23 protein-coding genes and 1 other RNA gene are annotated in these 25,792 nt (G+C 53.5%); 15 read left to right on the top strand and 9 right to left on the bottom strand.

Annotated elements, in window-relative coordinates:
* Positions 1-27: 27 nt before the first annotated feature.
* Entirely contained in the window at positions 28-1,107 is a 1,080-nt protein-coding gene (gene fbaA, locus JTI85_RS18315; RefSeq protein WP_003027029.1) for a class II fructose-bisphosphate aldolase, read from the top strand.
* Positions 1,108-1,164: 57 nt separating this feature from the next.
* Here fbaA and JTI85_RS18310 read toward each other — a convergent pair whose 3' ends face one another.
* Positions 1,165-2,070, bottom strand: coding sequence for a carbamate kinase (locus JTI85_RS18310; protein ID WP_061068536.1), 906 nt, complete (start codon positions 2,068-2,070; stop codon positions 1,165-1,167).
* A 338-nt stretch (positions 2,071-2,408) separates the two neighbouring features.
* Between JTI85_RS18310 and JTI85_RS18305 the strand changes: the two genes are divergently transcribed.
* The 9 genes from JTI85_RS18305 to JTI85_RS18265 all read left to right on the top strand — a co-directional run bounded on the left by JTI85_RS18305 (position 2,409) and on the right by JTI85_RS18265 (position 11,979).
* Entirely contained in the window at positions 2,409-3,632 is a 1,224-nt protein-coding gene (locus tag JTI85_RS18305; protein WP_219351861.1) for an MFS transporter, read from the top strand.
* Positions 3,633-3,645: 13 nt separating this feature from the next.
* Positions 3,646-5,307: an acyl-CoA synthetase FdrA gene (locus tag JTI85_RS18300; RefSeq protein WP_061068534.1), complete on the top strand. Its 1,662-nt coding sequence runs from the start codon at positions 3,646-3,648 to the stop codon at positions 5,305-5,307.
* A 16-nt stretch (positions 5,308-5,323) separates the two neighbouring features.
* Positions 5,324-6,586 (top strand): DUF1116 domain-containing protein, encoded by a 1,263-nt coding sequence (locus JTI85_RS18295; protein ID WP_061068533.1) that lies wholly within the window; start codon positions 5,324-5,326, stop codon positions 6,584-6,586.
* Between the two features lie 38 nt (positions 6,587-6,624).
* The gene (locus JTI85_RS18290; RefSeq protein WP_199969652.1) at positions 6,625-7,497 is read left to right on the top strand and encodes a DUF2877 domain-containing protein; all 873 of its coding nucleotides are present in this window, start codon (positions 6,625-6,627) and stop codon (positions 7,495-7,497) included.
* Complete coding sequence (gene allS, locus JTI85_RS18285) at positions 7,415-8,347, top strand: HTH-type transcriptional activator AllS (protein ID WP_061068532.1); 933 nt, start codon at positions 7,415-7,417, stop codon at positions 8,345-8,347. The genes JTI85_RS18290 and allS overlap by 83 nt, the downstream gene beginning before the upstream one ends.
* 126 nt (positions 8,348-8,473) lie before the next feature.
* Positions 8,474-9,334, top strand: a complete 861-nt coding sequence (locus JTI85_RS18280) for a small-conductance mechanosensitive channel MscS (protein WP_040232115.1) — start codon at positions 8,474-8,476, stop codon at positions 9,332-9,334.
* A 149-nt stretch (positions 9,335-9,483) separates the two neighbouring features.
* A complete protein-coding gene (gene argO / locus JTI85_RS18275) occupies positions 9,484-10,119 on the top strand; it encodes an arginine exporter ArgO (RefSeq protein ID WP_003027005.1) in 636 nt (211 codons plus the stop codon).
* Positions 10,120-10,212: 93 nt separating this feature from the next.
* Positions 10,213-10,959: an oxidative stress defense protein gene (locus tag JTI85_RS18270; protein ID WP_199954402.1), complete on the top strand. Its 747-nt coding sequence runs from the start codon at positions 10,213-10,215 to the stop codon at positions 10,957-10,959.
* Positions 10,960-11,082: 123 nt separating this feature from the next.
* Positions 11,083-11,979, top strand: a complete 897-nt coding sequence (locus JTI85_RS18265) for a LysR family transcriptional regulator (RefSeq protein ID WP_219351860.1) — start codon at positions 11,083-11,085, stop codon at positions 11,977-11,979.
* Here JTI85_RS18265 and JTI85_RS18260 read toward each other — a convergent pair.
* The 5 genes from JTI85_RS18260 to argP all read right to left on the bottom strand — a co-directional run bounded on the left by JTI85_RS18260 (position 11,976) and on the right by argP (position 18,521).
* Positions 11,976-13,442 (bottom strand): acetyl-CoA hydrolase/transferase family protein, encoded by a 1,467-nt coding sequence (locus tag JTI85_RS18260; RefSeq protein WP_192464393.1) that lies wholly within the window; start codon positions 13,440-13,442, stop codon positions 11,976-11,978. The two genes, JTI85_RS18265 and JTI85_RS18260, sit on opposite strands and share 4 nt — an antisense overlap.
* Before the next feature lie 24 nt (positions 13,443-13,466).
* Positions 13,467-14,252: a methylmalonyl-CoA decarboxylase gene (gene scpB / locus JTI85_RS18255; RefSeq protein WP_003026994.1), complete on the bottom strand. Its 786-nt coding sequence runs from the start codon at positions 14,250-14,252 to the stop codon at positions 13,467-13,469.
* 10 nt (positions 14,253-14,262) lie between these two features.
* The gene (meaB, locus tag JTI85_RS18250) at positions 14,263-15,258 is read right to left on the bottom strand and encodes a methylmalonyl Co-A mutase-associated GTPase MeaB (protein WP_124020899.1); all 996 of its coding nucleotides are present in this window, start codon (positions 15,256-15,258) and stop codon (positions 14,263-14,265) included.
* Positions 15,251-17,395: a methylmalonyl-CoA mutase gene (gene scpA / locus JTI85_RS18245; protein WP_219351859.1), complete on the bottom strand. Its 2,145-nt coding sequence runs from the start codon at positions 17,393-17,395 to the stop codon at positions 15,251-15,253. The genes meaB and scpA overlap by 8 nt, the downstream gene beginning before the upstream one ends.
* Before the next feature lie 232 nt (positions 17,396-17,627).
* Positions 17,628-18,521 carry a DNA-binding transcriptional regulator ArgP gene (gene argP, locus JTI85_RS18240; protein WP_003026988.1) on the bottom strand — a complete coding sequence of 298 codons (894 nt, stop codon included), beginning with the start codon at positions 18,519-18,521 and terminating at the stop codon, positions 17,628-17,630.
* A 170-nt stretch (positions 18,522-18,691) separates the two neighbouring features.
* On the opposite strand from argP, the gene rpiA reads away from it, so the two are divergent.
* On the top strand, positions 18,692-19,351 hold the full coding sequence (gene rpiA, locus JTI85_RS18235; RefSeq protein WP_086523812.1) for a ribose-5-phosphate isomerase RpiA: 660 nt from the start codon (positions 18,692-18,694) through the stop codon (positions 19,349-19,351).
* A gap of 271 nt (positions 19,352-19,622) precedes the next feature.
* Complete coding sequence (gene serA / locus JTI85_RS18230) at positions 19,623-20,855, top strand: phosphoglycerate dehydrogenase (protein ID WP_115642908.1); 1,233 nt, start codon at positions 19,623-19,625, stop codon at positions 20,853-20,855.
* Positions 20,856-21,236: 381 nt separating this feature from the next.
* Here the strand turns inward: serA and JTI85_RS18225 are convergent, their stop codons facing one another.
* The 3 genes from JTI85_RS18225 to zapA all read right to left on the bottom strand — a co-directional run bounded on the left by JTI85_RS18225 (position 21,237) and on the right by zapA (position 22,407).
* Complete coding sequence (locus JTI85_RS18225; RefSeq protein ID WP_101742755.1) at positions 21,237-21,833, bottom strand: 5-formyltetrahydrofolate cyclo-ligase; 597 nt, start codon at positions 21,831-21,833, stop codon at positions 21,237-21,239.
* 19 nt (positions 21,834-21,852) lie between these two features.
* A non-coding RNA gene (gene ssrS, locus JTI85_RS18220) (6S RNA) lies at positions 21,853-22,036 on the bottom strand.
* Between the two features lie 41 nt (positions 22,037-22,077).
* Complete coding sequence (zapA, locus tag JTI85_RS18215) at positions 22,078-22,407, bottom strand: cell division protein ZapA (protein ID WP_003026980.1); 330 nt, start codon at positions 22,405-22,407, stop codon at positions 22,078-22,080.
* A 167-nt stretch (positions 22,408-22,574) separates the two neighbouring features.
* On the opposite strand from zapA, the gene JTI85_RS18210 reads away from it, so the two are divergent.
* From JTI85_RS18210 to ubiH, 3 genes are read left to right on the top strand one after another with little or no spacing between them, the layout of a single operon-like run.
* Positions 22,575-23,153, top strand: a complete 579-nt coding sequence (locus tag JTI85_RS18210; protein ID WP_086523442.1) for a YecA family protein — start codon at positions 22,575-22,577, stop codon at positions 23,151-23,153.
* A gap of 24 nt (positions 23,154-23,177) precedes the next feature.
* Complete coding sequence (gene pepP / locus JTI85_RS18205; RefSeq protein ID WP_199986144.1) at positions 23,178-24,503, top strand: Xaa-Pro aminopeptidase; 1,326 nt, start codon at positions 23,178-23,180, stop codon at positions 24,501-24,503.
* The gene (gene ubiH, locus JTI85_RS18200; RefSeq protein WP_219351857.1) at positions 24,500-25,678 is read left to right on the top strand and encodes a 2-octaprenyl-6-methoxyphenyl hydroxylase; all 1,179 of its coding nucleotides are present in this window, start codon (positions 24,500-24,502) and stop codon (positions 25,676-25,678) included. Before pepP ends, ubiH begins: the two co-directional genes overlap by 4 nt.
* The last annotated feature ends 114 nt before the right edge of the window (positions 25,679-25,792 follow it).

Below are 25,792 nucleotides of genomic sequence, written 5' to 3'. Positions count from 1 at the left end.
CAAGGCCGAAGATACAGGACTCGTAATATGTCTAAAATTTTTGATTTCGTAAAACCAGGCGTAATCACTGGTGATGACGTACAGAAAGTTTTCCAGGTAGCTAAAGAAAACAACTTTGCTCTGCCAGCTGTTAACTGCGTGGGTACCGACTCCATCAACGCCGTTCTGGAAACTGCTGCAAAAGTTAAAGCGCCGGTAATTGTACAGTTCTCCAACGGTGGTGCTTCTTTCATCGCGGGTAAAGGCGTGAAGTCCGACGTGCCTCAGGGCGCTGCAATCCTGGGTGCTATCTCTGGCGCGCATCATGTTCACCAGATGGCTGAACACTACGGTGTTCCGGTTATCCTGCACACTGACCACTGCGCGAAGAAACTGCTGCCGTGGATCGACGGTCTGCTGGACGCGGGTGAAAAACACTTCGCAGCAACCGGCAAACCGCTGTTCTCTTCTCACATGATCGACCTGTCTGAAGAGTCTCTGGAAGAGAACATCGAAATCTGCTCCAAATATCTGGCGCGCATGTCCAAAATGGGCATGACTCTGGAAATCGAACTGGGTTGCACCGGTGGCGAAGAAGACGGCGTGGACAACAGCCATATGGACGCTTCTGCACTGTACACCCAGCCGGAAGACGTTGATTACGCGTACACCGAGCTGAGCAAAATCAGCCCGCGTTTCACCATCGCAGCGTCCTTCGGTAACGTACACGGCGTTTACAAGCCGGGTAACGTGGTTCTGACCCCGACCATCCTGCGCGACTCTCAGGACTATGTTTCTAAGAAACATAACCTGCCGCACAACAGCCTGAACTTCGTCTTCCACGGCGGTTCCGGTTCTACTGCTCAGGAAATCAAAGACTCCGTAAGCTACGGCGTAGTGAAAATGAACATCGACACCGATACCCAATGGGCTACCTGGGAAGGCGTTCTGAACTACTACAAAGCAAACGAAGCTTACCTGCAGGGCCAGTTGGGTAACCCGAAAGGCGAAGATCAGCCGAACAAGAAATACTACGATCCGCGCGTATGGCTGCGTGCTGGTCAGGCAACCATGATCACCCGTCTGGAACAGGCTTTCAAAGAACTGAACGCGGTTGACGTTCTGTAATTCAGTCTGCTAACGACAAACAAGGCTTCCTCCGGGAAGCCTTTTTTTCATCTCGGTTTACTTTGTCACGCAGGTACCTTTTTCTCCAGCCAGAATCTGCGGGGCATCTTTCAGGGCGCCGATAAATGCCGCGTTCCCGGTCTGTTTGACAAACTGCATCACCGCCGCCGCTTTAGGCCCCATCGCGCCATCAGGTGTGGCAAATGGCGTAAGTTCCTCAACGGTGGCATGTCGTAGCGCACGCGCCTGCGGCGTTCCCCAGTTTTCATACACGGCATCGGCGTCTGTCAGAATCAGCAGATGGTCAGCGTTGATGGATTGTGCCAGAACGGCAGCAGTCAAATCCTTATCAATGACGGCCTCGGTTCCCTGGTAACCATCACCCTGTGCAATAACCGGAATACCGCCGCCACCACAGCAAACCACAGTATGTCCCGCATCCATCAGCGTACGGATGGCGTCGCTATCGAGAATTTTCAGCGGAGTCGGTGAGGGAACCACGCGGCGAATATATTGCCCATCGGTTTTCATCTGCCAGCCATAGCGTGCTTCCAGCTCTGCCTGTTGATCCGGTTGATACACGGGGCCAATATACTTACCGGGAGCTGAGAAGGCTTCGTCCTGCGGATCCACCTCAACCCGGGTCATCAGCGTTGTGACGGGAGAGTTACCCGCGGATGACGCCAGTTCCTGAGTAATAGCGAAACCGATCATTCCCTGGCTTTCCGCGACCAGAATATCCAGCGGCCAGACCGGGGATTCTTTGTATGCTGCATTCTGTAGCGCCAGCAGGCCAACCTGAGGGCCGTTGCCATGAACAATGACCAACTGATAGTCACGGGCTAATTCGGCTGCCATCTCAGCAAATACCTGAATGCTCCGCCGCTGGTTTTCTGCGCTCAAAATTTCTCCGCGCTGTAATAACGCATTACCGCCAAGAGCAATGACAATTCTCTTTTTCATTGATGACCTCATTATGCAAATTATCTCGCGGTCAAAATAACGTTTTATTACCTTTATTATGTGATGGGAGCGACAAGTAAAATATCTACAAAAATAACTCGATAATTAATGATGATTTCAGTCTCTTTATTTAAATTGTTTTAAAAATGATTATTAGACTTTTTTTAATAATGCTGTGGTCAGTTCCCAGGAATTTATAACAATGGATTTTGTGTGACTTTGTTCAAATGAAATACATTTTTACCCCGATAAGGTAGGCGCAGTTAAAACATCAAACCTCACGTATCGTGTCAGGTAACATGAGGTATTCAGCGGTAATTATTACCGGGAGATTGCTTATGTCTGGTTCATATGAAGTGGCTGAGGCCACAAAGAAAAAGGGAATACCGGCCTGGTGGGTCACCGTTTTCCTGTTCTGGCTCGGATGGATTTTTATGTACGCCGACCGTACGGTGCTCAATCCGGTGATGGGCGAATTAGAAAAGGAATTTGGTTTAAGCGGCACACAGTTAGGTATTCTTAATTCCGTGTTCTATTTTTCTTATGCTTTGCTTCAGGTTCCAGCCGGAATTCTGGGCGACAAAATTGGTAAGAAAAAAGTACTGGTTCCAGGATTTATTCTATTTGGTGTTTTCACCGCGGTTACTGGTTGGGCGAAAAGCTGGTATACGTTGCTATTTGCCCGCGTGGTAACGGGGGCTGGTGAAGGAACCTACTACGGTCCGCAATACGGTCTCTCTTCCGAGCAGATCCCGAAGAAATATCGTTCTCTTGGCAGTGCGATCATCAACAGTGGTATGGCCTTTGGTATTGCGCTGGGTTTGATGGCCTCAAGCTGGCTGGTATACGATCAAGGACATTCGTGGCGCATGCCATTTTATGCGATGGCGGTTCCCTCGGTGTTGGTCGGGGTGGCTATATGGCTGTTCGTAAAAGAGAAGAAACGCACCGCTGATGTCGATGGTGCGCCGGTGAAAAAAGGTAAGTTCAGCGACCTGCTAAAAAATCGTAACTTAATTATTACTTATATAATGGTGTTCTGTAGCCTGTTCGGTTTCTTCGTAATCCTGACCTGGCTTCCCTATTATTTGCAAAATGAACGTGGTATTGCCGGTAGCGAAACCGGGTTTATCTCTTCGCTGGTGGCCTGGATTTCAATTCCTGGCGCGCTGTTATTCTCCAGCCTTTCTGACAAATTAGGCAAGCGAAAACCATTAATTATGTTTCTGGTGCCGGTAGCGATTATCAGCATGCTGTCAATTATTTGGATGCCGAATATGACAGGGGTAATCATTGCGCTGTGTGTCTATGGTCTGGTGGGTAAACTGGCGCTGGATCCAGTACTGGTTGCGCTGGTTGCCGACAGCGTGGATGAAAATAACTACAGCACCGCATTTGGTTTATTTAATTTCATCGGCATGAGCTCATCTATTCTTGCCCCCATTATTGCCGGCGCGGCACGTGATATGACCGGAAGCCTGGCTTCCAGCTTCTATGTTTCAGCCACTCTGCTGGCTATCGGTTTAGTTGCAATGCTGTTTTTAAAAGAAAAACGCACATAAAGAGGTAGCGGTAATGATTTACGCCTTTATTAAAAAGGGAAGTTTTCAGGATTCCGTCAGCCTGATGATCATTTCCCGAAAACTCAGTGAACGCCCGGAAGTCGATCAGGTTTCAGTCATGATGGGAACGCCAGCCAATAAATCAATGCTGGATTCCACCGGATTCTGGCACGACGACTTTGCTGACGCCACGCCAAACGATATTTGTGTCGCAGTCCGAACCGAAGGCGAAGAGCCCGGGATACTGGATTTGATCCGTGAGCAACTGGAAAAAGAGCTGAACGCGATTACCAATGCGTCAGGGAGTTCGCATCAACTGGTTAAAGCACGTCGCTTCGAAAGTGCGTGCCAGAAATTGCCTCAGGCTAATCTGTTGCTGATATCGGTCGCTGGGGAATATGCCGCGTCCGTTGCCAAAGAGGGACTGTTGGCGAACAAAAACGTGATGCTCTTTTCCGATAACGTGCCGCTGGAGCAAGAAGTTGAGCTGAAAACGTTGGCGCGCGAGCGCGGGCTTCTCGTCATGGGACCAGACTGCGGAACCGCGATGATAGCCGGAAGTCCATTAGCTTTCGCCAACGTACTCCCTGAAGGCGGGATTGGCGTGATTGGCGCGTCAGGCACCGGGATTCAGGAAATTACTTCGCAGATTGCACTACACCAGCAGGGTGTGAGCCACGCTATCGGTCTGGGTGGTCGCGACCTGAGTGCTGATGTTGGCGGCATCAGCGCATTGACCGCACTGGAAATGCTGGCTACGGATGATGCCACGCGGGTGATTGCGTTTGTCTCTAAACCACCGTCACCGCAGGTGCGAACCCGCATTATTGCCGCGATGCAAAACGTGGGTAAACCGGTTGTCGCGCTGTTTCTGGGAAGCAAGCCGGAGCAGCGTCGCGAAGGTAACGTCTGGCTGGCGAATTCACTTTCTGATGCTGCACAACTGGCGGTATTGCTGATGCGTGTGGCACTGCAGAGACAGGTTCAACCGGAAGTGGCAGGTAAAGGTATTTACGGTCTGTACGCCGGCGGCACGTTGGCAGCTGAAGCCGCTATGTTGCTCTCTGCCGGGCTGGGAGTACCCGTTAGCGAAAGCCATGACCAGGGAGTGATGCTGGAAGGCGGTGGCCATCGCATTGTCGACCTGGGGGACGACAGCTACACCCTGGGCAGACCGCATCCGATGATTGACCCGACGACTCGCAGCATTGAGATCGAAAAACTGGCCGCGTTGCCGGATGTGGGCGTACTGCTTCTGGATGTGGTGCTGGGCTATGGCGCCTGTGCTGACCCGGCTGGAGCGGTTGTTGAGGCGGTAGAGCAGGTGCGAGCCAAACGTGCCGCCCCGCTTGTGGTGATTGCCACTCTGACCGGAACCGAGGCCGATCCGCAGGGGCGCTGTGGGCAGGCGGAGATACTTCGCGAGGCTGGGATAGCGGTGGTGGAAACGCTGGAAGAGGCAGTTTTACTCGCCGTCAACCTGACACATCACCAGGAACGTAGCATCCTGGCATCCCATAGCGCACTCCTTGATGGCGTACAGGTCATTAACGCTGGATTACGCAGCTTTGCACTGGATCTGCAAAGCAGCGGTACGCCGGTTGTGCATTATCAGTGGGCGCCTGTTGCCGGTGGCAACGCCCGTCTTGCCAGTTTACTCAAACAGTTACATTAAGTTCAGAGGTACGGATATGTATTCATCTATTGCACAGGCCAACGAAGCCATTATCGAACGAATTAAAGCCGCGCGTCCCCACTGGGTTGCTGTGCGCCCTGCAAAAGAAGCGGTGGCCGAATTGTCTTCTGGACGCAAATTATTGCACGCTGGTCCGCCGATCGCCTGGGAAGAGATGACCGGCCCAATGCGCGGAGCCTGCATTGGCGCATCATTGTTTGAAGGCTGGGCGGTGACGGAAGAAGATGCCGTGTGGATGCTGGAGCAGGGTGAGGTTGATTTTATCCCTTGCCATCACGTTGGTGCGGTAGGTCCGATGGGGGGAATCACCTCCGCTAATATGCCGGTGCTGGTGGTGCGTGACGTGGTGCATGGTAACCAGTCCTGCTGCAACCTCAATGAAGGTATTGGCAAAGTGATGCGTTTTGGCGCCTACGGTGATGACGTGCAAAAGCGCTTGCGCTGGATGCGCGACACGCTGGCGCCAGTACTACAGGAAGCGCTCTCGCTGATGGAAAATGGCGTCGATCTGACGGCAATGATGGCGCAGGCCATCACCATGGGCGATGAGTTCCACCAGCGTAATATTGCTGCCTCTTCTCTGTTACTGCGTACACTCTCTCCGGTGATCGCGGGTCTGGATCGTCCGAAGACGGAAATCACTGAGGTACTGCAGTTCCTGAGCGTAACAGACCAATTCTTCCTCAATTTGGCTATGGCCTATAGTAAGGCAGTGATGGATGCCGCGGCGGAAATTAAGGCAGGCTCAGTGGTCACTGCGATGACGCGTAACGGTCGTGATTTCGGCATTCGCGTGAGCGGAACTGGCGATCGCTGGTTTACCGCGCCGGTAAATACGCCGCAGGGTTTGTTTTTTACCGGCTATAGCCAGGCTGACGCGAATCCGGACATTGGCGACAGCGCCATCACAGAAACGTTGGGGATTGGTGGTGCAGCAATGATTGCGGCACCCGGCGTAACGCGCTTCGTCGGCGCGGGTGGTATGGGCGCGGCGCTGGAAACCTCAGAAGAGATGGCGGAGATCTATCTTGCCAACAACCCGCTGTTTCAGATCCCCTCATGGGATTTCAAGGGGGCATGTCTGGGGCTGGATGTCCGTCGTGTCGTAGAGACGGGGATTACGCCGCTGATTAATACCGGTATCGCGCATAAAGATGCGGGGATTGGTCAGGTCGGGGCGGGAACCGTACGTGCACCGCTACTCTGTTTTGAAAAAGCACTTGAAGCTCTGGCCGAACTACATCACATCACCGCCTGATATTGAAGGGGCGGCAAGGCCGCCCCTGAGTATTACTGATGAAGACAATTAATGCTCTAGCCTGCGCCGGGTTTTATCGGCTTCCCGATGGCGAATGGAGACGGCATAGCTGTTTTACGCAGGCGATTAACTTTTGCCGTCCAGACGGTGAGTTATTGACGTTGCTTCGCCACGGAAAAGGAATGGGGCCGACAGCCGTATTGCTGAGTACCGTGCAGTTTCCCCACGTGGCTCAGATTGAATGGCTAAGCAAACAAGGAAATATCCTTCGAGGGAAAAACATCACAATTTGCCCGCGTCGCATACTGCAATTGCCAATAAGCTCCATCGCCATTGCCCCAGTCGATCTTTCTTTTTGTACGCAACACAGTGGCCTCTGCGGAGCGCTAAATCAACCGGTTCACACGATGTCGCACTATTCTGAGATTATTAAGCAGCTTTATTGTTGGTATTGCGGCATGACCCCCGACTGGAGCTGGCTGATCGGATGTGGACCTGGGCTGACGCCTAGCGGTGATGACATGCTCACTGGCATGTTGGCCGTACTGTATGCCGCAGGGTTTTCTGCGCAACTTCAGTATTTTTTACCTCCGGCGAAACAGCTGGCAAAACTCACTACATCAGTCAGTTGCAGCTATTTGAACAGCGCCAGAGTGGGGGAGTTTTCTACATCAGTGCAGAAGGTCATACGCGCTTTACAACCGGGGCGCGAGTCTCATTTTGCAATTGCGCATCTGCTTGCTGTTGGTCATACCTCGGGAGCAGATATATTGCTAGGGATAGCAATAGCTCAACAGTGGTTACAGAGGAACGATCCAAGGAGAATGCATGCTCGATCAGGAAACAATACGCACGTTTATTCGGGTTGCGGAGACGGAGAGTTTTTCCCGCGCAGCCAGTTCGCTTCATAAAACGCCAGCGGCGATTAGCTATCGTATCAAAACGCTGGAAGAGCAGGTGGGGACTCAACTCTTCATGCGCACTACGCGCACTGTCAGTCTGACATTGGCCGGACAGCATCTGCTTGAGCATTGCCGGCAGTGGCTCAACTGGCTGGATGCGATGCCGGATGAGCTTCAGCAAATCAATGCGGGCGTTGAACGGCAGGTGAATATCGTTATCAATAATCTGCTGTACCAGCCACAGACCACGGCGGATTTACTGACCTGGCTGCATCAACAATTTCCCTTTACCCGCTTTCAGATTTCCCGACAGGTCTATATGGGCGTGTGGGATTCACTGTTGTATGACGATTTCCAGTTAGCCATTGGCGTCACCGGATCGGAGTCGTTGTCCAATAATATTTCTCTGTTGTCACTCGGTGACATCAGTTGGCAGTTTGTGGTGGCGCAGAATCATCCTCTGGCTCGCCACCCCGCGCCTGTACTGTCAGACGATATGCTGCGTCGTTACCCGGCGATTAATATTGAAGATACCTCGCGCACGCTTACGCGCCGCGTTGCCTGGCTGCTCAGTGGTCAAAAGGAGATCAAAGTTCCGGATCTCAGTACCAAGCTGGCCTGTCATTTAAGCGGCCTCGGGGTCGGTTTCTTGCCGGAGCGGATGTGTCGTCCTTATGTTGAGTCCGGAGCATTGGTTGCCCGTGAGGTAATCAATCCACGCCAACCGTCACCGCTCTCTATCGCCTGGAAGAATGCAGGTAGCGGAAAGGTGGTCAGTGAAATTGCCGAAATCTTTAAGCAGAAAGATCCACTGGTCAGCGGGTTCTTGCGGATGATTGATCAACCAACCGATCATTGAATCTACGAATGCTTTTATTGGATCATGTTGAAAAATGGCATGTTCGGTCTTTTTTGTTTACCTTTAGTACAGTATTTTTGTGAGAATGATCTCATGAATTTTTTTGACATGACCAAGGAATACTAAATGGAAGATTTGAATGTTGTCGACAGCATAAACGGTGCGGGCACCTGGCTGGTGCGTAACCAGGAACTGCTGTTGAGCTATGCCGTCAACATCGTTGCGGCCATCGCGATTGTCATTATCGGTATGATCGTGGCGCGCATCGTATCAAATACCGTTAACCGCCTGATGCTGGCGCGTAAAATTGATGCCACCGTTGCCGACTTCCTCTCTGCACTGGTGCGTTACGGTATTATCGCGTTCACGCTGATTGCCGCGCTGGGCCGCGTTGGGGTGCAAACTGCCTCCGTGATCGCCGTTCTCGGTGCCGCAGGTTTAGCCGTCGGTCTGGCGTTGCAAGGCTCGCTGTCTAACCTCGCCGCAGGTGTCCTGCTGGTAATGTTCCGTCCGTTCCGTGCGGGTGAGTATGTCGATCTCGGCGGCGTGGCCGGAACCGTGCTCAATGTGCAGATTTTCTCCACCACTATGCGCACCGTTGACGGTAAGATTGTTGTGATCCCAAACGGTAAAATTATTGCCGGGAACATCATTAACTTCTCTCGCGAGCCGGTTCGTCGTAACGAATTTATTATCGGCGTGGCTTACGACTCCGATATCGATCAGGTGAAAAAAATCCTCACTGATATCATTCAGTCGGAAGATCGCATTCTTAAAGACCGTGAAATGACGGTGCGCCTGAATGAGCTGGGGGCTTCCTCAATTAATTTCGTCGTACGCGTCTGGAGCAACAGCAGCGATCTGCAAAGTGTCTACTGGGATGTACTGGAACGCATTAAGCGTGAGTTCGATGCCAACGGCATCAGCTTCCCGTATCCGCAGATGGATGTGAACTTCAAGCGTGTGAAAGAGAGTACGGCAGAGTAATTACGCGCCCGGAGGTGCTTTCGCTTTCCGGGCCGATAAAACTATCTTTCCATTAATTTCCCTAATCTGCGATTAAAATTATCAATTTCCGCTAATGATTTTCCCGCGCTATAGTCTGCTCCTAAGAGAAACAGTTCGGGATGATTAACGTGTTATCGTATTATTTTCAAGGGCTTGCACTTGGTGCGGCCATGATACTTCCGCTTGGTCCACAAAATGCCTTCGTGATGAACCAGGGCATTCGCCGCCAGTATCACATCATGATTGCTTTACTCTGTGCTATCAGCGATTTAGTGCTGATCTGCGCCGGTATCTTTGGCGGTAGCGCTTTGCTGATGCAGTCGCCGTGGTTGATGGCGCTGGTCACCTGGGGCGGAGTGGCGTTTCTGCTCTGGTACGGTTTTGGCGCGTTAAAAACGGCGATGAGCAGTAATCTGGAACTGGCCAGCGCTGAGGTAATGAAGCAGGGACGTTGGAAAATCATCGCCACCATGCTGGCGGTAACCTGGCTAAACCCACATGTTTATCTGGATACCTTTGTGGTGCTGGGGAGTCTGGGGGGCCAACTGGACGTTGAGCCTAAGCGCTGGTTTGCGCTGGGAACCGTCAGCGCTTCGTTCCTGTGGTTTTTCGGTCTGGCATTGCTGGCGGCCTGGCTGGCTCCGCGTCTGCGCACGGCTAAAGCACAGCGCATCATCAATACCCTGGTAGGATTAGTGATGTGGTTTATCGCTTTTCAACTGGCAAAAGAAGGTGTTGCGCACGTTCATGCGTTGTTCAACTAAGTGTTGTCTGATGGACAACGCAGCGAGATCGGCTAAGCTTGCCTGCATGTGCCCTGAGTTTCGGGGTAATTAATGAAACATGGAGGAACGACCGTGAAGTTCAAAATAATGGCCCTGGCGGCATTAGTCGGATTCAGCGCACTATCGGTACAGGCAAATGAGTTGCCAAATGGACCGCACATCGTGACTTCCGGAACGGCAAGCGTGGATGCGACACCAGACATCGCCACGCTGGCAATTGAAGTGAACGTTGCTGCCAAGGATGCGGCTTCAGCGAAGAAGCAGGCCGATGAGCGCGTGGCGCAATATCTGTCCTTCCTTGAACAAAACCAGATAGCGAAGAAAGATATTAACGCTGCAAACCTGCGAACCCAGCCGGACTACGACTACCAGAATGGTAAAAGTATCCTCAAAGGGTATCGTGCAGTGCGCACCGTAGAAGTCACGCTGCGTCAGCTTGACAAGCTCAACGCGCTGCTCGATGGCGCGCTGAAGGCGGGTCTGAATGAGATCCGTTCGGTATCACTGGGCGTTGCTCAACCGGATGCTTACAAAGATAAAGCGCGTAAAGCGGCAATTGATGATGCCATTCATCAGGCTGAACAGCTGGCCGCGGGCTTCAATAGCAAACTTGGCCCGGTGTACAGCGTGCGCTACCACGTTTCCAATTATCAGCCTAGCCCGATGGTACGGATGATGAAGGCAGACGCGGCACCTGCTGCCTCTGCTCAGGAAACCTACGAACAGCCGGTTATTCAGTTTGACGATCAGGTTGATGTCGTCTTCCAGATTGAGCCGACGGCGGGGCAACCAGCGGCAACGCCTGCCAAAACTCAGTAATTGTTGCAGACCCGGCTTTCCAGCCGGGTTTTTTCTGTGAGCAACTGTAAAAATGAGACTTCACATCCGGTCTTTTTTTTCGCCGTAATGAGGATAGGCCATAGCGATTTTTAAGGGGACGCTATGGATATTTTTATCTCAAAAAAGATGCGTAATTTTATTCTGCTGGCGCAAACCAATAACATCGCCAGAGCGGCAGAAAAAATACACATGACCGCATCGCCGTTTGGCAAAAGCATTGCCGCACTGGAAGATCAAATCGGCTATACGCTGTTTACCCGTAAAGATAACAACATCAGCCTGAATAAAGCCGGACAGGAGCTGTATCAGAAGCTGTTTCCCGTTTATCAGCGCCTCTCTGCCATTGATAACGAAATCCATAACGCCTCTCGCCGCTCGCGGGAAATCGTCATCGGCATCGACAATACCTACCCGACGATTATTTTTGACCAGTTGATTAGCCTTGGTGACAAGTATGACGGTGTAACGGCTCAGGCCGTTGAATTTAGCGAGAATGGGGTGATTGATAACCTGTTCGACCGCAAACTGGATTTTATTATCTCGCCACAGCACGTTTCCCCCCGCGTGCAGGAGCTGGAAAACCTGGCGATCAGCGAACTGCCTCCGCTGCGTCTGGGGTTTCTCGTTTCCCGGCGCTATGAAGAAAAACAGCCGCAGGATCTGCTGCGCGAGCTGCCCTGGCTGCAAATGCGCTTCCAGAATCGCGCCAACTTTGAGGCGATGCTGGATGCATACATGCGGCCCTGCGGGATCAACCCGACGATAATCTATCGTCCGTACAGCTTTATGGCCAAGATTAGCGCGGTGGAGCGCGGGCAGTTTTTGACGGTGATCCCGCACTTCGCATGGCGGCTGGTGAACCCGTCGACGCTGAAATATTTCGACGCGCCCGGCAGTCCCATGTATATGCAGGAGTTTCTCTATTCGCTGAAAAATCATCGCTATACCGCCACCATTCTCCAGCATATTGCTGAAGATCGTGACGGTAGTGCAAGTTAACCCAGCATCGAGCCTGTTTCGAGAAGGTTGCGATGCAGATCGAACGCATGGCTGAGATCGTGATGGATATGCCCGCCGGGCGCTTTTTCCAGATAGCGGTGCAAATAATCTCTGTAAAGCGGATGCGCACAGTTATTGATAATCGTGTGCGCCCGCTGCATCGGAGATAGCCCACGCAGATCGGCAATCCCTTGTTCGGTCACGATCACTTTAACGCTATGTTCGCTGTGGTCGACATGGCTGCACATCGGTACGATGGTTGAGATTTTCCCGCCTTTGGCAATCGACGGCGCCATAAAGATAGACAGGTAGGCGTTGCGCTCGAAGTCCCCGCTGCCGCCGATGCCATTCATCAGGTTCACCCCCGCAACGTGCGTGGAATTGGCATGACCGTAGATATCAAACTCCAGACCGACGTTGAGCGCAATAACCCCCAGCCGACGGATGATTTCCGGGTTATTGGAGATCTCCTGCGGGCGCAATACAATCCGGCTGGCGAAGAAGTCCATGTTGTCGTAAATCTTCTGTAGCGACGGGGCTGAAATGGTCAGGCTGGAGGCGCTGGCACCGGTTATCTTGCCCGTTTCCAGCAGATGCACCACCGACTCCTGCAACACCTCCGAATACATCATAAAGGGCGGGATATCCGGGTTCTCGCCCAGTCGAGCCATTACCGCGTTGTTGATATTGCCCACCCCGCTTTGTAAGGGCAGAAACTCAGATGGAATGCGTTTGTGCGCCATTTCTGCCAGCAGGAAAGAGACTACGTTATCGGCAATTTGTTGGCTGACCGGATTGGTTTTATCCGATGCATTTCCTGCATCGGGCAGTTCGGTATCCACCACCGCAACCACCTTTTTGGGGTCTATCTGTACGCACTGGCTGCCTACGCGATCCATGGTATGAAAAATGGGTACGCTGTTACGCCGCGGCGGCGCACCGGGTATCACGATATCGGCAAACTCCGCCACACGCGGATTATGGTAATGATTCAATTCAATGATCACTTTTTTCGCCCGCAGCAGCCAGGTGGGGGCATTACCGATACCGCTGGACAGCCAAATCCGGCCATCCGGCGCGATGGCTGAGGCTTCAATGACGGCAACGTCGATCTCGCCAAAAAAGCCGTAATTAACCATTTGCGCCACTTCGCTCAAATGGAGATCGACAAACCTCACCTGGCCCTGATTAATTTTCTCGCGCAGGCCCGATGACGTTTGATAAGGCGCACGCCAGGAAACGGCATCCGCCGCGGATAGTACATCATCAGCGGCGGCGCCAATTGATGCTCCGGTCAGCAGGCGGATCTGAAAAGGCTGTCCGTTCTGATGCTGTTCGCAGGCGCGTTGGGCAATTGCGGTGGGTAACGCTTTTGGCGAACCCGCGGGGGTAAAGCCGCTAAACGCCACCATATCATCGTGCTGGATAATTTCTGCCGCCTGTTCGGCGCTCATCCGTTTCATGGCCGTCTCCTTCCTCAGACGTGATTAATGGCCGACAAAATTAGGTTTACGTTTTTCCATAAACGCGTTCATCCCTTCCTGATAATCCTCGCTGTCGTACACCGCGCGGCGCATGCCCTGAATGCGCTCGAACTCATCGGAATTCATGGTGTGCGCTTCACCCAGCACGCGCAGCTCTTCTTTAATGACGGCGATTGCCAGCGGCGCTTTTTCCGAGATGTGGTGCGCCATTTGCAGGGTGAAATCTTCCAGTTCGTCTACAGGAACCACATGGTTGAGGATCCCGACGGCCATCGCACGCTGAGCGGTAATCGGCGAAGCGGTAAAAATCAGCTCTTTAACGATGTGAAAACCGGCGTCGCGAGTCAGGTTGTGGATGCCGACCAGGTTATACGGCACGCCAAGGTTGACCGGGGTCATCGAGAAGGTGGATGTTTCAGCGGCGATGATCAGATCGGAACTCATGATCATCTCAAACGCGCCGCCCCAGACGCTGCCTTCGACCATAGAGATCACCGGTTTTGGATATTTTTGGATCATGCGGGTTATCTGACGCAGCGGATCGTCATAAGAGAGCGGATCGCGACGTCCGGTCGGGAGTTCATGAATATCATGCCCGGCAGAGAAAACTTTGGCTCCACTCGGAGCGCGCAAAATGATGCAGCGAATGTCCGCACGATTGAGATCGCTCAGCGCCTGCATCAGATCGTCAATAAACACTTTACTCAGGGCATTGAGCTTGCGGGCGTAGTTGAACTCAATAACCGCGACTTTCTGGATGATGACCACGTTGACGTATTGATAAGACATAATGTTCTCTTTATTGAAAGTAATGATGCTGGATAAATTCGCTGATGTGCCGCAGACCGGTGCGCGGCGACAGATCGTTATTTTTGACGGCCTGTAGCGTCTGCTGGAAATAGCGGTCGAAATCAGTCCGCGCAAACAGCAGATGTAGGGCTTCTTCTTCAGCCTGCTGGTGTAACCAGTCCACCGCCTGCTGCTGGCGGACTTTTTCCAGTCGACCGCTGGCGGTAAGGCACGTTTTAAAGTCGGTTATCGCCTGCCAAACTTCCTCAATACCGCGTTTTTCCAGTGCGCTACAGGTCAGAACCTGCGGCTGCCACTCGTCATATTTGCGGCGCAGAATATGCAGGGCGGATTCGTACATATGGCGGGCGATGGCCACGTTGGTATGGTTCTCGCCGTCGTCCTTATTGATGACGACCAGATCCGCCATTTCCATCAGACCTTTTTTGATGCCCTGCAAATCATCACCACCGCCGGCGATTTGCAGTGAGATAAAGCAATCCACCATGCCTGCGACTTCGGTTTCTGACTGCCCAACGCCGACGGTTTCCACAATCACCACGTCGAAACCAGCCGCTTCGCAAAGCAGCATTAATTCGCGGGCGCGCTGGCTGGCACCACCTAAATGACCGCTGGAGGGAACCGGGCGAATAAACGCAGATTCTGCGCGAGACAGCTCCGTCATGCGGGTTTTATCGCCAAGAATGCTGCCGCCGCTGACCGGGCTGCTGGGATCGACGGCGATCACCGCCACCCGTAATCCGTGACGGATTAACAGCATGCCGAATGCTTCCAGAAAGGTGCTTTTGCCCGCGCCCGGCGTACCGGTTATCCCCAAACGCAGGGCGTTACCGGTGAACGGCATAATCGCGTCCAGCAACTGCGTACTCAGCGGCTGATGGCGCGGGTGGCTGCTTTCGACCAGCGTCATTGCCTGGGCGAGCGTAGCCCGTTCGCCAAGCCGCAAGCGACGAACGGTATCCTCAAGCGTGGCGGCGTTAATCATGATGCTGGCTGATACGGGTTAATACGTCGCGAACGCTGTCGAGCATTGGTGTGCCGGGGCCATAAATGGCGGCCACGCCATGCTCGTGCAGGAAAGCGTAATCCTGTGGCGGAATAACGCCTCCTGCTACCACGCAGATATCTTCACGCCCCCATTTTTTGAGCGCGGTAACCAGTTCCGGGATCAGCGTTTTATGACCCGCCGCCAGTGACGATGCGCCTATTACATGCACATCGTTTTCTACCGCCAGACGGGCGATCTCTTCTGGTGTGGAGAACATCGGACTGAGGTCAACATCGAAGCCGAGATCGGAGTAGGCGCTGGCGATCACTTTCGCGCCGCGATCGTGACCATCCTGGCCCATCTTGGCGATCAGGATCCTCGGTCGGCGACCATTTTCCGCGAGGAACTGTTCGGTTTGCGCAACGATGGCGTCGAACTCATCGGCGGATTTGTCGGACTGGTGATAGCTTTGCGCAATCACCCCGGTGACGCACTGGCTGGGAACCAGATAGCGGTCAAAAGCGGTTTCCAGCGCGTCGGAGATCTCACCAAGCGTGGCGCGAACGCGGGCGGCGTTAACGGCGGCGGCCAGTAGATTTTCATTATGCTGCGCGGCGTGGGTCAGCGCCGCGAGTGCGGCATTGACGGCATCAGTGTCGCGAGTTGCACGGATATGCTGCAACGAGGCAATTTGCTCGTTGCGCACCTTCACGTTGTCGATTTCCAGTACCGACGTTTCGTCTTCTTTATCTAGCTTGTACTTATTCACACCGACGATAACGCGTTTACCCTGGTCGATCAGCGACTGCTCGCGCGCGGAAGCTTCTTCGATCATCCGTTTAGGGAGCCCGGCTTCGATCGCTTTCGCCATGCCGCCTGCCTCATCAATTTGTTTGATGATCGTGCGCGCCTGCTTCACGATTTGATCGGTGAGCGACTCGACGTAATACGATCCGGCCAGCGGATCGACGGTGCGGCAGATCTCTGACTCTTCCTGAATGATGATCTGTGTATTACGCGCGATGCGGGCCGAGAAATCGGTGGGTAGCCCGAGCGCCTCATCAAAGGCGTTGGTATGCAGAGACTGGGTGCCGCCAAGCGTAGCGCCGAGCGCTTCAATGGTCGTGCGGATCACGTTGTTGTAAGGATCCTGCTCGGTCAGACTCCAGCCGGAGGTCTGGCAATGGGTACGCAGAGCGAGAGATTTCGGGTTGTTTGCGCCAAAACCGCTGACTGCTTCACTCCACAAATAGCGAGCCGCGCGCAGCATGGCGACGTTCATAAACAGATCCATGCCGATGCCGAAGAAGAATGACAGGCGCGGCGCGAAGTCATCAATTTTCAGCCCGGCAGACAGCGCGGCTTTGATGTACTCAATGCCGTCAGCCAGCGTAAACGCCACCTGCTGGACGCAGTTCGCCCCGGCTTCCCCCATGTGATAACCGCTGATGCTGATGGTGTTAAAGCGCGGCATATTGGCGGAACACCAGGCGATGATGTCGGCGATGATACGCATTGAAGGTTTTGGCGGGTAAATGTAGGTGTTGCGGCACAGGTACTCTTTCAGAATATCGTTCTGAATGGTCCCGGTGAGTTGCTCCGGCGTTACGCCTTGTTCTTCTGCAGCGACGATATAAAACGCCAGTACCGGCAGCACCGCGCCGTTCATGGTCATTGATACCGACATCTTATCCAGCGGGATCTGGTCGAACAGCACCTTCATATCTTCGACAGTATCGATCGCCACACCCGCTTTGCCGACGTCACCTGCCACGCGCGGGTTGTCTGAGTCATAACCGCGATGGGTGGCAAGGTCAAAGGCGACGGAAAGCCCTTTTTGCCCGGCGGCGAGATTGCGGCGGTAAAAGGCGTTGGACTCTTTGGCGGTAGAGAAACCGGCGTACTGGCGAATGGTCCACGGCTGCGCGGTATACATGGTGGCGCGCGGGCCACGCACGTAAGGCGGCAGACCGGGGAGGGTGCCCGTGACTTCCAGATTATCGAGGTCCGCTTCGGTGTACAGCGGTTTGATGGCAATCCCTTCCGCCGTCTGTCTTTCCAGCGACTCAACGGTTTTTTCCCGTCGACTGAGTTCTTTGTTGGCGAGTGTTTGCCACTCCTGCACGTTTGCCATTTTTTGCTCCGTATTACGCAATAAGTTGAATCTTTGCGGATACGGTGAGCTTTTTCATTTGGCTTGTCGCCAGCAAAAAATAGCCAACAGGACGTCGTTTTTTGCCGCGTGGCGTGTTTTATTTTGTGATGTATTTCAAAGACGTGGCGGGAATAGCATGAAAAGAGGGTAAAGGCTTGTAGGCCGGATAAGGCGTTACGCCGCCATCCGGCACTCTGGAGCAATAAATGGTTTAATCCTGACGCAACACCTTGTGCCCGTATTCCAGCAGCGCGTCGGTAACGTTGCGCATCATGCGGCTTTCCGGTGCAAAACGGTGCCAGTAAAGCATCCGACGCTGGAACAGGCCTGGCGTTAAGTCGATCAGCTCGCCGCTTTCCAGCTCTTTCTCAATCTGTAAGTGCGGGATCATGCAGCAGGTGGTGCCTTGACGCGCCAGTTGGACGAAAGCTTCAGACGAGTTAACGATGTGACACGGCACGCTGCCCGGCGGCAGGTCGAAGTTTTGTTGCAGGAACGCCTGGTGCATATCATCAAGATGGTCAAACGCTACCGCCGGGGCTTTCAGCAGGGCGGAGCGGGTGACGCCGTTAGGGAAATAACGTTCGGCGAAAGGTTTGGAGCCAACAAACAGGTAGTCCAGCGCGCCGAGTTTATCCACCAGACAGCTTGGCAGCGCCTGATGTTGGATACTCACCGCACCGACCACTTCACCACGACGCAGACGCTCCTGAGTGCGCGTTTCATCCTCAACCTGCAGGTTTAGCCGAATCGGCGAATTGGCCAGTACCGGGGCTAACGCCGGAAGTAACCAGGTTGCCAGGCTGTCGGCGTTCACCGCCAGAGAAAGCAGCAGCGGCGTCGATCCGGTTTGTTCATCACCCAGCCACTCGTCTTCCAGCAGTTCAACCTGGCGCAGAAGTGCCAGAAGCTTTTGTCCTTGTTCGGTAGGGCGCGGGGGGACGGTACGCACCAGCAGCGGTTGTCCGAACATATTCTCAAGCTGTTTTATGCGCTGTGAAACCGCGGATTGCGTGATGCACAGCTTTTGCGCCGCGCGCTCAAATCCTCGTTCACGAATAACCGCATCCAGTGCTTGTAGTGTTCTGTAGTCCGGACGTTTCATTGCTTTGACGCACTCCTGAAAATTTTGCTTGTTCTGCACTATGACACAAATTTAGGTTGGGTAAAGACGAAATCCGCCGCTTGCGAGCGGGTGTGGGAACATTTTTCTGCACAATGTTCTATAATGCGCGTGAATTTTCCCACCATATTCACACCACAGGCGAAACGATCATGACGCAGGATGAACTGAAAAAAGCAGTAGGATGGGCGGCACTTCAGTATGTACAGCCCGGCACCATTGTGGGCGTAGGTACCGGTTCAACAGCCGCACACTTTATTGATGCGCTGGGCACAATGAAAGGTCAGATTGAAGGCGCAGTGTCCAGCTCGGACGCCTCGACCGAAAAACTCAAAAGCCTTGGCATCCACGTGTTCGATCTTAACGAGGTGGACAGCCTTGGCGTATACGTTGACGGCGCGGATGAAATCAACGGCCATATGCAGATGATCAAAGGCGGCGGCGCAGCGCTGACCCGTGAAAAAATCATTGCTTCGGTGGCGAAGAAATTTATCTGCATCGCGGACGCGTCCAAAGAAGTCGATATTCTTGGTAACTTCCCGCTGCCGGTGGAAGTGATCCCAATGGCGCGCAGCGCAGTCGCGCGTCAACTGGTGAAGTTGGGCGGCCGTCCTGAATACCGTCAGGGCGTAGTGACGGACAACGGCAACGTGATCCTTGATGTACACGGTCTGGAGATCCTTGACGCCGTGGCGCTGGAAAACGCCATCAATGCGATTCCGGGCGTAGTAACCGTAGGTCTGTTCGCCAACCGTGGTGCGGATGTGGCGCTGATTGGCACACCGGACGGCGTGAAAACTATCGTAAAATGATCTGATGGGAGCGTCTTCTCCCGTTAAAAAAATTTTGGCAGGGCAAATTTGGTGACTTGTGTCACGTTTATAATATTGTCCTGCCGATCCCTCCAAAGAAAAAGTTATCGCCAGTATATTCCTCTGACAATTCCCGCTGAATGACATTTCCTCAGCACGGCGACGCAAACGTTCATATTGCCGCAATATTATTTTTTGATATGTTGAAGAGGAGGATGAAAATCCCACACACAACACATCAGTTTGAACAAAAAAAGACAGGGTCGGGGAAATGGCAAAGGTATCACTGGAGAAAGAGAAGATTAAATTTCTGCTGGTTGAAGGCGTGCATCAAAAAGCGCTCGAAAGCCTTCGTGCAGCAGGTTATACCAACATCGAGTTTCACAAAGGCGCTCTGGACACTGAGCAACTGAAAGAGTCCATCCGTGATGCCCATTTCATTGGCCTGCGATCCCGTACCCATCTGACTGAAGATGTGATTGACGCCGCAGAGAAACTGGTCGCGATTGGCTGCTTCTGCATTGGCACCAATCAGGTTGATCTGTCTGCTGCGGCAAAGCGCGGGATCCCTGTGTTTAACGCGCCATTCTCTAACACGCGTTCTGTTGCCGAACTGGTGATTGGCGAACTGCTGCTACTGCTACGCGGCGTCCCCGAAGCGAACGCCAAAGCGCACCGCGGCGTGTGGAATAAACTGGCTACCGGCTCGTTTGAAGCGCGTGGCAAGAAACTGGGGATTATCGGCTACGGCCACATTGGTACTCAGTTGGGCATTCTGGCGGAATCGCTGGGGATGCACGTCTACTTCTATGATATTGAAAATAAACTACCGCTGGGCAACGCCACGCAGGTACAGCATCTTTCCGACCTGCTGAATATGAGCGATGTGGTTAGCCTCCACGTGCCGGAAAACGCCTCCACCAAAAATCTGATGGGTGCGCATGAGATTGCGCTGATGAAACCAGGTGCACTGCTGATCAACGCCGCACGCGGTACGGTTGTCGATATTCCTGCGCTGTGTGATGCGCTGGCAACGAAACATCTGGCGGGGGCGGCAATCGACGTATTCCCAACCGAGCCTGCTTCTAACAGCGATCCTTTCACCTCGCCGCTGTGTGATTTTGATAACGTGATCCTGACGCCGCATATTGGTGGTTCCACGCTGGAAGCGCAGGAAAACATCGGCCTTGAAGTGGCGGGTAAACTGACCAAGTATTCCGACAACGGTTCTACGCTGTCTGCAGTTAACTTCCCGGAAGTGTCGCTGCCGCTGCACGGTGGTCGTCGTCTGATGCACATTCACGAAAACCGTCCCGGCGTACTGACCGCGCTGAACCAGATTTTTGCCGAGCAGGGCGTCAACATTGCCGCACAGTATCTGCAGACTTCCGCACAGGTAGGTTACGTGGTTATTGATATTGAAGCGGATGAAGATGTGGCGGAGAAAGCGCTGCTGGCGATGAAAGCCCTTCCGGGAACCATTCGCGCTCGTCTGCTGTACTGATTTCCTCTACATGGGCAGGCGGTTGACCTGCCCATCTTTCCTCTGATTTTCCTGCCTTACTATCTCTTTGTGTAACGCATACATTCTGTTTTCGACCCTTGCCGCAATTGGTAATTAAAGGCTGCGCTCTGCGTTGTACATCAATAAAAGGAATTTACGATAGGGGCTCAGCATAGCGCTGAAACGGAAAAGCCCCTACCGAAGCAGGGGCTCTGAAAAGGAAAGGGACGATGATGAGATACGTCATCATGCTGCTGATCCTGTTAATCATCGCTTCGCCAGCATATTAACAGAGAGTACGCAGGAGGGAGGTTCGCCTCCCTCACCCTTCACCGAGGAATTTAGGTCAAAAAAACGACGCTGTCAATCGACAAAAAACGGTTACCACTCCCAAATTTTGGATGGCGTCACCACCGCAGGCAGCGGAATATCCCACTCTTCAACCGGCAACTTCTCGACTAACTGGCAGTCATGCGCGTAGCCCACGGGTTGGATCTTATGCTGCTGCCAGTTTTGTAGCGTACGGTCGTAAAATCCGCCGCCCATGCCCAGGCGTTGCCCGTATTCATCAAACGCCACTAACGGTGTAATCAGTACATCCAGCTTTGACAGCGGCAATACGTCGCGTACATCAAGCCGTGGTTCCTGAATTTTTAAGCGATTGGTCACCAGGTCGCTGTGCGGATGATAGTGCAGGAACAGTAAATTACCGGGGCTGAAGGGATGAAGCACCGGAAGATAGACGCGCTTGCCCGCTCGCCACAGCTGTTCGATAAGCGGCTGAGTATCGAGTTCGCCATCAAACGAGAGGAATACTGCCACCGTATGTGCGAGTACAACTGGAGGAAAACTGAGCATTCGGGTCGCGGCCTGCTGACCGTACTGATGCTGCTGCTCAGAGGTAAGCGCACGTCGACGCTGACGAATCAGTTGACGAATTTCTTGCCGGGATAAAGGGAGTTCAGAAAGTAGTGTCATGGCTGTTGCCAGGTAGAAGGGAATCTCCGAGATGCCGCCGCAGGCTGTAACCCTTGAACCCTTGGTTCAAGGTGAATGCGTCGTCACAGTTTTAAGGCTTCTCGGACGGGCCGAGCATGCTCACCAACCATGGAGCGCCACATTCTTGTGGTATGAAATATCGGCTCAGGGGACTGGCCCGCTTGCAAACATCTCAGAGAAATTTTGTCTTCACGGTCACTCTACCACAGTAAACCGAAAAGTGTTATTCAAAGTTTTGGCCCGTTTTTTCGGTTATGCGACCCTGATCAAGCAACGCCTGTTCGATGGTCTGTTGTAGCATCCGAATACGTTGTTCCATGCTCGCCGCGTACTCACGCGTCTTCGCTTTTTCCTGAGTTAATTCATAGCTGATGTTCAACGCGGCGATGAAAACCAACTGCTCAGTATTTGTGACTCTAGTGCGAACTTTCAGATCTTGCAATCGCTGATTGAGATCGTCCGCAGCCTGATTCAACGCATCCCTTTGTTCAGGCGGGCAATTCACTCGCAGTGAACGGCCAAATATTTGGATATCGACGGGTTGTGCAGACATGCCACCTTCCTGCTGATTGACTGCGCTGCCTTCGTCTCCAGACCTTGGGTCCGCGAAGGGGCGACACTATAGCTACCCTGGTATCAAGATACAAGCCCTTTTCTGGTTCACCAGGGTCCAAAGTGGTAGCATACCATGAATATTCCTCCCTTTGATGACGAATGCTTATGTCTATACAGAACGAAATGCCTGGCTACAACGACGTTAGCCAGTTTTTGAACCAACAAGGGGCTGGATTAACCCCGGCCGAAATGCACGGCTTAATCAGCGGAATGATTTGTGGCGGCAACAACGACAGCTCATGGCAGCCGCTGCTGCACGACCTGACGAACGAAGGTCTGGCCTTCGGTCACGAGCTGGCTCAGGCGCTGCTGAAAATGCACTCTGCCACCAGCGATGCGCTGGAAGATGATGGTTTCCTTTTTCAGCTTTATCTGCCTGAAGGCGATGACGTTAGCGTGTTCGATCGCGCCGATGCGCTGGCTGGTTGGGTAAACCACTTTTTGCTGGGCCTCGGTGTGACACAACCGAAGCTCGACAAAGTGACCGGCGAAACCGGGGAAGCGATTGACGACCTGCGTAATATCGCTCAGTTGGGATATGACGAAGACGAAGATCAGGAAGAGTTGGAAATGTCGCTCGAAGAGATCATCGAATACGTGCGTGTAGCCGCCTTGCTGTGTCATGACACGTTTACGCGTCAACAGCCGACCGCGCCTGAAGTCCGTAAACCGACTCTGCATTAAGAACAAAACGCCAAGGAGAGTGTGATGAGCGAAATATCTCAGCAAGAATTCCAGCGCCGCCGCCAGGCTTTACTGGCACAAATGCAGCCCGGCAGCGCCGCGCTGATTTTTGCCGCGCCTGAAGCGACGCGCAGCGCGGACAGTGAATACCCGTACCGCCAAAGCAGTGATTTCTGGTACTTCACCGGTTTTAACGAACCTGAAGCCGTGCTGGTGCTGATTAAAAGCGATGACACTCATAACCATAGCGTTTTGTTCAATCGGGTTCGCGATCTGACGGCGGAGATCTGGTTTGGCCGCCGTCTCGGTCAGGATGCCGCACCGGCAAAACTCGGCGTTGACCGGGCGCTGGCCTTCAGCGAAATCAACCAACAGTTACACCTTTTACTCAATGGCCTGGACGCGGTGTATCACGCACAAGGCGAATATGCCTGGGCTGACGAGATTGTGTGCACAGCGCTGGATAAACTGCGTAAAGGTTCCAGACAAAATCTGCGAGCGCCTGCCGCGATTATCGACTGGCGTCCAATGGTGCATGAAATGCGCCTGTTCAAATCACCAGAAGAGATTGCGGTCATGCGTCGTGCCGGAGAAATCACCGCGCTGGCGCATACCCGTGCGATGGAAAAATGCCGTCCGGGAATGTTTGAATACCAGTTAGAAGGGGAGATTCACCACGAATTTACCCGCCATGGTGCGCGTTATCCGTCCTATAACACGATTGTCGGCAGCGGTGAAAACGGCTGTATCCTGCATTACACCGAAAATGAAAGTGAAATGCGCGATGGCGATTTGGTGCTGATCGACGCTGGCTGTGAATACAAAGGCTATGCGGGCGACATTACGCGTACCTTTCCGGTAAATGGTAAATTTACCCCAGCACAGCGTGAAATCTACGATATCGTGCTGGAATCCTTAGAGACCAGCCTGCGTCTGTATCGTCCCGGAACGTCCATTCAGGAAGTCACCGGCGAAGTGGTGCGCATCATGATTACGGGTCTGGTGAAACTCGGTATTTTGCACGGTGATGTCGATCAGTTGATTACCGAAAATGCACATCGCCCATTCTTTATGCATGGTCTAAGCCACTGGCTTGGGCTGGATGTGCACGACGTCGGCGTTTATGGTCAGGACCGCTCACGTATTCTTGAGCCGGGAATGGTGCTCACCGTCGAGCCGGGACTGTATATCGCGCCAGACGCCGATGTACCACCGGCTTATCGTGGTATCGGCATTCGTATTGAGGATGACATTCTCATCACCGAGGACGGCAATGAAAACCTGACCGCCAGCGTAGTGAAGAAAGCGGATGACATTGAAGCCCTGATGGCTGCGGCACGACTGCAATGAGCGTGATTATCGTCGGTGGTGGCATGGTCGGCGCGACGCTGGCGCTGGCCATTTCCCAGCTTAGTTATGGGACGCTGCCAGTTCATCTGATAGAAGCAAGCGCGCCTGACAACGATCGCCATCCAGGGTTTGATGCCCGGGCGATCGCGCTGGCGGCAGGGACCTGCCAACAGCTGGCGCGAATTGGCATATGGCAGGCGATAGCCGATTGCGCAACGGCGATCAAAACCGTTCACGTCAGCGATCGCGGCCATGCCGGATTTGTAACGCTGGATGCGCAGGAATACCGTATTCCGGCGCTGGGGCAGGTCGTAGAGCTGCACGATGTCGGGCTACGTCTGTTTGCGCTGCTGCGTAAAGCGCCGGGCGTCACGCTGCACTGCCCCGACCGCGTAGCCAGCGTGTCACGCACGCAGGAGCGCGTAGAAGTTACGCTGGAAAATGGCGAAATGATTGATGGTCGCCTGCTGGTGGCCGCCGACGGTACGCGCTCCGCACTGGCTACCGCCTGCGGCGTTGACTGGCAGCAACACCCCTATGAGCAACTGGCGGTAATTGCCAACGTCACAACCTCTGTGCCGCACGACGGTCGAGCGTTTGAACGTTTCACGCAATATGGCCCGCTGGCAATGCTGCCCATGTCTGATGGTCGCTGCTCGCTGGTGTGGTGTCATCCGCTGGAACGGCGCGATGAGATTCTGGCCTGGTCCGACGAACGGTTTTGCCGTGAACTGCAAACCGCGTTTGGCTGGCGGCTGGGGCGTATTATCAAGGCGGGTAAACGCAACGCCTATCCGCTTTCGTTAACCTCGGCGCAAAAAGCGATTACCCATCGAACCGTGCTGGTAGGGAACGCAGCCCAGACGCTGCACCCCATTGCCGGACAAGGTTTCAACCTTGGTCTGCGTGATGTGATGAGCCTGGCTGAAACGTTGACCCAGGCGCAGAACAGCGGGGAAGATGTCGGTGATTATGCGGTGCTGGCACGCTATCAGCATCGCCGCGAACGCGATCGCGAAACGACGATTGGCGTGACTAATAATTTGGTGTATCTGTTTGCCAATCGCTGGGCCCCGCTGGTTGTTGGACGAAATGTCGGGCTGATGGCGATGGAATTATTTACCCCTGCGCGCGATGCGCTGGCGGAGCGAACCCTCGGTTGGGTTGCGCGATAAATATGACCTGTAGGCCGGATAAGGCAAAGCCGCCATCCGGCAAGGGTCTCCGCAAAAATGCCTGATGGCGCTGCGCTTATCAGGCCTACGGATTACAGGTTTCGAGGTATAAAC

This window comes from Citrobacter sp. Colony219, assembly GCF_019382635.1.
In the GTDB taxonomy this organism is placed as follows: Bacteria; Pseudomonadota; Gammaproteobacteria; order Enterobacterales; family Enterobacteriaceae; genus Citrobacter; species Citrobacter youngae.
Note: the sequence above shows the minus strand (reverse complement) of the source record. Positions and strands in the feature narration are given on the sequence as shown.